General features: G+C 69.1%; 7 protein-coding genes and 1 tRNA gene. 5 read left to right on the top strand and 3 right to left on the bottom strand.

What is annotated here, in order from left to right:
* Window positions 1–39: 39 nt before the first annotated feature.
* Window positions 40–570 (bottom strand): YbhB/YbcL family Raf kinase inhibitor-like protein, encoded by a 531-nt coding sequence (locus IJ15_RS0123190; RefSeq protein WP_031940711.1) that lies wholly within the window; start codon window positions 568–570, stop codon window positions 40–42.
* Between the two features lie 33 nt (window positions 571–603).
* A complete protein-coding gene (locus IJ15_RS0123185; protein WP_031940710.1) occupies window positions 604–1947 on the bottom strand; it encodes a M20/M25/M40 family metallo-hydrolase in 1344 nt (447 codons plus the stop codon).
* 207 nt (window positions 1948–2154) lie between these two features.
* Between IJ15_RS0123185 and IJ15_RS0123180 the strand changes: the two genes are divergently transcribed.
* Window positions 2155–2240, top strand: a tRNA-Leu gene (locus IJ15_RS0123180).
* Between the two features lie 81 nt (window positions 2241–2321).
* On the opposite strand, the gene IJ15_RS0123175 is transcribed toward IJ15_RS0123180, so the two are convergent.
* Window positions 2322–3539 (bottom strand): S8 family peptidase, encoded by a 1218-nt coding sequence (locus IJ15_RS0123175; RefSeq protein WP_031940709.1) that lies wholly within the window; start codon window positions 3537–3539, stop codon window positions 2322–2324.
* 209 nt (window positions 3540–3748) lie between these two features.
* Between IJ15_RS0123175 and IJ15_RS0123170 the strand changes: the two genes are divergently transcribed.
* The 4 genes from IJ15_RS0123170 to IJ15_RS0123155 all read left to right on the top strand — a co-directional run bounded on the left by IJ15_RS0123170 (window position 3749) and on the right by IJ15_RS0123155 (window position 7477).
* Window positions 3749–5203: an SDR family NAD(P)-dependent oxidoreductase gene (locus tag IJ15_RS0123170; RefSeq protein WP_031940708.1), complete on the top strand. Its 1455-nt coding sequence runs from the start codon at window positions 3749–3751 to the stop codon at window positions 5201–5203.
* Window positions 5204–5334: 131 nt separating this feature from the next.
* Window positions 5335–5730 carry a universal stress protein gene (locus tag IJ15_RS0123165; RefSeq protein WP_031940707.1) on the top strand — a complete coding sequence of 132 codons (396 nt, stop codon included), beginning with the start codon at window positions 5335–5337 and terminating at the stop codon, window positions 5728–5730.
* Between the two features lie 74 nt (window positions 5731–5804).
* Window positions 5805–6230 carry a DUF2784 domain-containing protein gene (locus tag IJ15_RS0123160; protein WP_051919537.1) on the top strand — a complete coding sequence of 142 codons (426 nt, stop codon included), beginning with the start codon at window positions 5805–5807 and terminating at the stop codon, window positions 6228–6230.
* Window positions 6227–7477: a saccharopine dehydrogenase family protein gene (locus tag IJ15_RS0123155; protein ID WP_031940705.1), complete on the top strand. Its 1251-nt coding sequence runs from the start codon at window positions 6227–6229 to the stop codon at window positions 7475–7477. The genes IJ15_RS0123160 and IJ15_RS0123155 overlap by 4 nt, the downstream gene beginning before the upstream one ends.

Here is a 7477-nt window from a genome sequence, read left to right as displayed (position 1 = left end):
GCAACAGCCCGCGGCGTCGGATCCCGGCCTTCCGGCCGACTACTTCTGCTCGTAGGTCCCGGTGATCACCGCGCGCGCGATCGCGTGCGAGAACAGGTTGAAGCCGAGGAACGCCGGCTTCGAGTCCGGGGTCACGTCGAGGTGGTCGACGTCGACCGCGTGCACCGCGATCATGTAGCGGTGCGGGCCGTGCCCCTGCGGCGGCGCGGCGCCCAGGAAGCGGGCGAGGCCGCCGTCGTTCTGCAGTGTGACGGCACCGTCGGGCAGGCCCGAGCCGGTCTCGTCGCCGGCGTCGGTACGCAGCGACGTCGTGGTGACCGGGACGTTCGCGACCGCCCAGTGCCAGAAGCCAGACGCCGTCGGCGCGTCCGGGTCGAACATCGTCACGGCGAAGCTCTTGGTCTCCGGCGGGAATCCGGACCACGACAGCTGCGGCGAGATGTCGCGTCCACCGGCCCCGAAGATCCCGCTGACCTGATCGTTCTTCAGCGGGGCGCCGTCAGTGACGTCCTCGGACGTCAGCGTGAAAGTCGGCAGGTCGGGCAGTCCGTCGTACGGATCGTGTGCCATGTGAATCCTCTCCCAGATCTCGGGTCCAGCGGGTCAGCTGTGTAGCAGGAAGTGTTCCATCACCCGGGTGCCGAAGTGCAATGCGTCCACCGGCACCCTCTCGTCGACGCCGTGGAACAGCGCCGCGAAGTCCAGCTCCGGCGGCAGCCGCAGCGGTGCGAAGCCGAAGCACCGAATCCCCAGACGCGCGAACGCCTTCGCGTCGGTACCGGCGGACAGCATGTACGGGACGGTGCGCCCGTTCGGATCGTGCGCAAGGATCGCGTCGTTCATCGCGTCCACCAGGTGACCGTCGAACGTCGTCTCGTAGGAGTCGAGCTTGGTGATCCACTCCCGGGTGACGTTCGGCCCGATCAGCTCGTCCACCTCGCGTTCGAACGCGGCCTGCCGGCCGGGCAGCACCCGGCAGTCGAACACCGCCTCCGCGGTCTGCGGGATGACGTTGGCCTTGTAGCCGGCCTTGAGCATCGTCGGGTTGGCGGTGTCCCGCAGCGTCGCGCCGATGATCCGCGCAATGGATCCGAGCTTGGCGAGCGTGCCGTCGATGTCGGGCGAGTTCGGGTCGAAGTCGACGCCGGTCTCCTCGGCGAGCACGGTGAGGAACTCCGCGACCGAATCGGACATCACGAGGGGGAACGTGTGGTTGCCGAGCCGGGAGACGGCGTCGGCGAGGATCGTCACCGCGTTGTCCTCGTGCAGGAACGATCCGTGGCCCGCGGTGGCCTTCGCGGTCAGCCGCATCCACCCGAGCCCCTTCTCGGCCGTCTCGACGAGATACAGGCGCCGTTCCGTGCCGTCCGCGCGCGGAACGGTGAGGGAGAAGCCGCCCACCTCCCCGACCGCCTCCGTGACCCCGTCGAACAGATCGGGCCGGTGATCGACGAGCCACTGGCAACCCCACTTGCCGCCGGCCTCCTCGTCCGCCACGAACGCGAACAGGATGTCCCGCGGCGGGACGGTGCCCTCGGCCTTGAACTGGCGGGCCAGCGCCAGCATCATCCCGCACATGTCCTTCATGTCGACCGCCCCGCGGCCCCACACGTAACCGTCCTCGACTGCGCCGGAGAAGGGATGCACGCTCCAGTCGGCCGGTTCGGCGGGCACGACGTCGAGGTGTCCGTGCATCATCAGGGTTCCGCGCCCGGGATCCGCGCCCCGCAGTCGCGCGAACACGTTGCCCCGGCCCGGCGCGCCCGATTCGACGTATTCGGTCTCGTAGCCGACCTCCTCGAGCTGCTGCTGGACCCACAGGGCGCACTCGCGTTCCCCCTTGGCCGTCTCGAGTTCGCCGGTGTTGGAGGTGTCGAACCGGATGAGCGCGCTGACGAGGTCGACGACCTCGGATTCGGCGCGGCTCACGGGCTGCGATGAGGACATTGCTTCGTCATGTGATGGCACCTCACTTTCCTACCACCGCCGCGACGTCTCCATCGGCAACCGTTGCATCGCACTTTTGGCCCAAAACCCCCCTCTGACCAGGCGATTTTGGACCTGGCGAAAGATCGGATAATCTTTCCAGGCACCCGGAGAACGGGGCAAAGAGAAAAACAACTGAATGCCTCACGAAGAGGCGAGCAACAACGAGTCCGAGTGGCGGAATGGCAGACGCGCTAGCTTGAGGTGCTAGTGTCCTATTAACGGACGTGGGGGTTCAAGTCCCCCCTCGGACACTCTGAGTTGAGACAGACGAGAAGATCCCCGGTTCCCGGTTTTCCAGGAACTGGGGATCTTCTCGTTTCTGCGCATTCACGTCACCGGCGCATCGCCGCCATCCTCAGGTTCGCCCGATCGGCCGTCGTCAGTTCCCGCACCGCGAGGTCCTTCGCACACACCAGCAGCGACCCCACCGCACTCACCCGCGGGAACGTCAGTTCGGTGTGGTTGACGTTGTCGCGGTCGTCGGCGCCGTCGTACACCACGGTCGAACCGCGGGTCAGCCACCGCTTCACGTCGACCACGCTGGGCAGATGCCCCACGGTCCGCAGGTGGAACGACTGCAGCAGCGCCACGACGCCCAGCACGACCGGGGTCGCCTGACTGGCCCCGTACTGGATCGACTCCCCGGTGTCGTTGAGGATGCCCGACGAGGTGATCGGCGATCCCGGCGCGAAGGTGTCCGTCGCGCACGGGCCACCGACCGACCGGTGCAACCGCTGCGTGAACGGCGTGAGGCGGTCCGAGTCCGACGCGAAGGCCTTCGCACCGTCCCGGTAGCGGAAGCTGCCCTCGTCGGCGTCGTACACCGCCCCGACGCTGATCGTCTGACGGAACACCGCCGGGTAGCACATTCCCTGCATGCCGCCGTGCGCGTAGTAGTCGTTGCCCGCCGCGAGGCAGCAGCACACGCCCTCGTCGGTGAGTTCCTGCAGCAGCGCCCCGATCGCGTCGCCGGGCATGTCGGTGTCCGTCGTGCGATTGTCGGACGCCCCGGTCGCCAGGCACAGCGCCGAGATCCCGAGCGACGCCCGCCGGTCGAGGATCCAGTCCAGTGCGTCGCGGATGTCGGCGAAGCGCCCCGTGCCGTCGTTGGCGAGAACCTTGACCGGCACCACCCGCGCGTTCGGCGCGATTCCGGTGTGGATCCGTCCCGCACACGCGATGCCCGCCACGGAGGTGCCGTGCCCGTGCCCGTCGGTGATCTCGGCGGGATCGCCGCCGTAGTCGGAGGTGAAGTTCCGTCCCGGAACCACTCGCCCGGCGAAATCGACGTGTGTGGAACGCAATCCGGTGTCGAGCACCGCCACGGTGACGCCGGAGCCCGACACGTTGAAATCGCGCCGCGCATCGGGTGCGCGGACCAGCAGATCCACTTCGGTCAGTTCCGGCAGGAAGGGGCCGTCCTTCTGCAGTGGCGACTCGACCGGCACGACGGACTCCGCGTGCAACATCTCGAATGTGCCGATGACCGATGTCGTCGACACACTCGATGGGTCCGATCCGGATCGGCCGGACCCGTTCGACTTGCTCATTGCCCTCACCCTCCTCGAGTGTCGTCTCTCGAGCGGGGAACTGCCCTGGGGGCACTCCCCCTGGTACTTCACATGCTCCTCCGACGAAGGCTCGGTGTCACCGGCACCGTGGCGGGACGAGGCCGGTCCGGCACTCGGTAGACTCGGCGGTCGACCACCCCCAGGGGATCACGCATACGCGCACGAGATCAGGACTGAGTTACCTACCGATGGCACAACCGATGACGGGTATCGACCCCGCCGATTTGGACATCTGCATGCGGGTGCTGTCGGAGGCATCCACGCTCGACTCCGACCACCCCGACTCGGTCGCGCTGCAGCGCGCGGTCGGCAACCTGTTCAAGAAGCTCAAGCGCCGCCGCCGCAACGAGACGCGGGACGCGGTGTCCGAGGCCGATCGCGCCGTCGTCGCCGCCACCGCGACCGGATCGCCCGACCGTATCGACGACGAGACGGCGGGCATTCTGCTCACCTCGAGCACCGCCGGTGCGACCGCCGGCACACTGATCCGTCCGCGTCCGTGCTACATCTGCAAGCAGCGGTACACGCACGTGGATGCGTTCTACCACCAGCTGTGCCCGGACTGTGCGGCCAGCAGTCACGCCAAGCGTGACGCCCGCACCGACCTGACCGGCCGACGCGCCCTGCTGACCGGTGGACGCGCCAAGATCGGCATGTACATCGCGCTGCGCCTGCTCCGCGACGGCGCCCACCTGACCGTCACCACACGGTTCCCGAACGACGCCATCCGCCGATTCAAGGCGATGGAGGACAGCGCCGACTGGATCCACCGGTTGCGGATCGTCGGCATCGACCTGCGTGATCCCGCACAGGTGGTCGCGCTGGCCGATTCCGTTGCCGCCCAGGGGCCACTGGACATCCTGATCAACAATGCCGCGCAGACGGTCCGCCGCTCCCCCGGCGCCTACAGCGCGCTCGCGGAAGCCGAGACCGGGGCGCTGCCCGCGGGCGAACTGCCCGACGTCGTGACGTTCGGCAAGACCAGTGAGGCGCACCCGGCGGCCCTCGCCGGATCGCTGTCGACGGCGGCACTCGCCTCGGCCGCGAACCTGTCGGCCGACGAGGTCAGCTCGCTCGCTCTGGTGGCCGGGTCGGCGACACCCGCCCGGATCGAGCAGGGCATCGCGATCGACGCGGGCGGTCTGCTGCCCGACCTCGCGCACAGCAACAGCTGGGTGCAGACGGTCGAGGAGGTCGATCCGATCGAGCTGCTCGAGGTGCAGTTGTGCAACTCGGTCGCCCCGTTCATCCTCGTCTCGCGGCTGCGGCCGGCGATGGCGGCGGCCGCCGCGCGGCGCAAGTACGTGGTGAACGTCTCCGCGATGGAGGGCCAGTTCAGCCGCGCGTACAAGGGCCCGGGTCACCCGCACACCAACATGGCGAAGGCCGCGCTGAACATGCTCACCCGCACCAGCGCGAAGGAGATGCTCGAGGACGGCATCCTCATGACCGCGGTCGACACCGGCTGGATCACCGACGAGCGCCCGCACTACACGAAGCTCCGACTGGCCGACGAGGGCTTCCACGCCCCGCTCGACCTGGTGGACGGCGCCGCCCGCGTCTACGACCCGATCGTGCAGGGCGAGGCGGGTGTCGACCTCTACGGGTGCTTCCTCAAGGACTACCAGCCCTCCCCCTGGTAGCCGCACCACCGCGGCCGCGGACGTCACACTGACGGGCATCTCACACCTGAATCGCGACGTGTGCCACACGGTCCTCGGGCCGCCGACCGGCGATACTGGACGGGCACTGTTCCACTCGCCTGGGAGGCTTCATGGCCATTGCCGTTGCATACAGCGATACTCCGGAGGGGCGCGTTGCGATGGTGTACGCCGCACGCGAGGCCATGCAGCGCCGTGAGCAACTGCTGGTGCTGGAGATCCTCGACGACGCCGCGGGGGCTGTCGACCTCGATGCGCTGCGCGCGTCGGTACAGACCGTCCTCGACAACGGCGGGGTGGGCGAATCCCCGTGGGAGTTGCGCACCGGCGAGCACAGCGGCGACCGTGTCGGCGCTCTCGTCGACCTGGTCTCCGCGAGCGGTGCCGGCCTGTTCGTGGCGGGCAGCAAGCGCATGTCGCCGATCGGCAAGTTCCTGCTCGAACGCTCGCTGCAGCGCCTGCTGCTGGAGGTGGACATGCCGATCCTGGTGGTCAAGGAACCCCGCTGACCCCCGCTGGGACCGGGCGACCCGCAGTAGCCTGAGAGGCGAGAGGTTCCGTCCCGGTATCGGGAGGTGTCGCGGTGCTGTATCGGTTGCTCGCGGACGCCACGGTGGTGATCCATCTGGCGTTTCTCGGCTACGTGGTGGCCGGCGGGTTCCTCGCGTGGCGGTGGCGCCACACGATCTGGCTGCACATCGCGGCGGTCGCCTGGGGCTTCGGCACCGTCCTGGTCGGCTTCGAGTGCCCGCTCACGAACCTCGAGAACTGGGCCCGGCAGCGCGCCGGGGAACAGCAACTGCCGTCCACCGGGTTCATCGCGCACTACCTCACCGGCGTCGTCTACCCCACGAACGCCGTGGGACTGGTCCGCGGCCTGGTCGCCGCGTGCGTGATCGCGTCGTGGATCGGCTATGTCGTTCTCCGACGGCGTCGTTCGGGATGCGGCACGCGACGGTGTGATGCGCACCGCACAAATCACTACCCGCAAGTAGGGTCGTCGGCATGACCCCTGTCTCCCGCACCCGCGATCTCGATGTCGTCGTCTACGGGGCCACCGGCTTCGTCGGCAGGCTGGTAGCCGAGTACCTGAGCCGACACGCACCGGCGGGCACCCGCATCGGTCTGGCCGGACGTTCGATCGACCGTCTCGAGCAGATTCGTCACCGGCTGGGACCGGCCGCCGCCGGATGGCCCCTGCTGCGGGCGGACGCCGGCGACGAGGCCTCCCTCCGTGATCTCGCCGCTGCCACCCACGTCGTCGCGACGACGGTCGGCCCCTACGCCAAGTACGGCCTGCCGCTCGTCCGGGCGTGCGCGGAGGCCGGCACCGACTACACCGATCTCAGCGGCGAGACCCTCTTCGCCCGCGACACCATCGATCTGTACCACGACGTCGCTCGCGCGAGCGGTGCGCGAATCGTCCACTCGTGCGGCTTCGACTCGATTCCCTCCGATCTGGGGGTCCACGTCCTGCATCGTCGGGTGGATGCCGACAGCGCCGGCGAGTTGACCGACACGACGCTGGTGGTGACCTCGCTGAGCGGGGGCGTCAGCGGCGGCACGATCGACTCGCTCCGCACCCAGCTCGACGTCGTCAAGCGTGACGCCACCCTGCGCCGCATCGCCGCGGCGCCGTATTCGCTGAGCCCGGACCGCGCGGCCGAACCGGATCTCGGCCGCCAGCCCGACGTCGCGGTCGTCCGCGGGTCGGACATCGCACCGGGGCTGGCCGGCTGGAAGGCGCCGTTCTTCATGGCTCCGGTCAACACCCGAGTGGTGCGCCGCAGCAACGCCCTGACCGGCTACGCGTACGGCAGACAGTTCCGCTACCGCGAGGTGATGAACGTCGGCTCGTCGTTCGCGTCACGGGCGATCGCCGGTGCGGTCGCGGTCGGCATGGGGGCGGCCGTCGCCGGACTCCTGTTCCCGCCGACCCGCTGGCTGCTCGACCGGGCGCTCCCGAAGCCCGGCCAGGGGCCGAGCGAGAAGGCCCGGCGCAACGGCCATTTCACGATCGACGTGTACGGCAACACGACGACGGGCGCCCGCTACACCGCCCGGGTCGCCGCCGAGGGCGATCCCGGGTACGCGGCGACGGCCGTCATGTTCGGCGAATCGGCGCTCGCGCTGGCCTTGCAGCGCGACAATCTCCCGGACACGTCCGGGGTGTTGACGCCGGCGACCGCGATGGGCGACGTGCTGGTGACCCGGCTGCGGGACGCCGGAATGGTGCTTCGGGCGCAGCGCGCCTGA

This window comes from Prescottella defluvii, from assembly GCF_000738775.1.
GTDB lineage: Bacteria > Actinomycetota > Actinomycetes > Mycobacteriales > Mycobacteriaceae > Prescottella > Prescottella defluvii.
The sequence above is the reverse complement of the archived record's forward strand: the minus strand, read 5'-3'. Positions and strand labels throughout refer to the sequence as shown.

Bases quoted from the DNA above. Each gene is read 5' to 3' on its own strand.
- IJ15_RS0123190 (WP_031940711.1), bottom strand. From the start codon at position 570: ATGGCACACGATCCGTACGACGGACTGCCCGACCTGCCGACTTTCACG.
- IJ15_RS0123185 (WP_031940710.1), bottom strand. From the start codon at position 1,947: ATGTCCTCATCGCAGCCCGTGAGCCGCGCCGAATCCGAGGTCGTCGAC.
- IJ15_RS0123175 (WP_031940709.1), bottom strand. From the start codon at position 3,539: ATGAGCAAGTCGAACGGGTCCGGCCGATCCGGATCGGACCCATCGAGT.
- IJ15_RS0123170 (WP_031940708.1), top strand. From the start codon at position 3,749: ATGGCACAACCGATGACGGGTATCGACCCCGCCGATTTGGACATCTGC.
- IJ15_RS0123165 (WP_031940707.1), top strand. From the start codon at position 5,335: ATGGCCATTGCCGTTGCATACAGCGATACTCCGGAGGGGCGCGTTGCG.
- IJ15_RS0123155 (WP_031940705.1), top strand. From the start codon at position 6,227: ATGACCCCTGTCTCCCGCACCCGCGATCTCGATGTCGTCGTCTACGGG.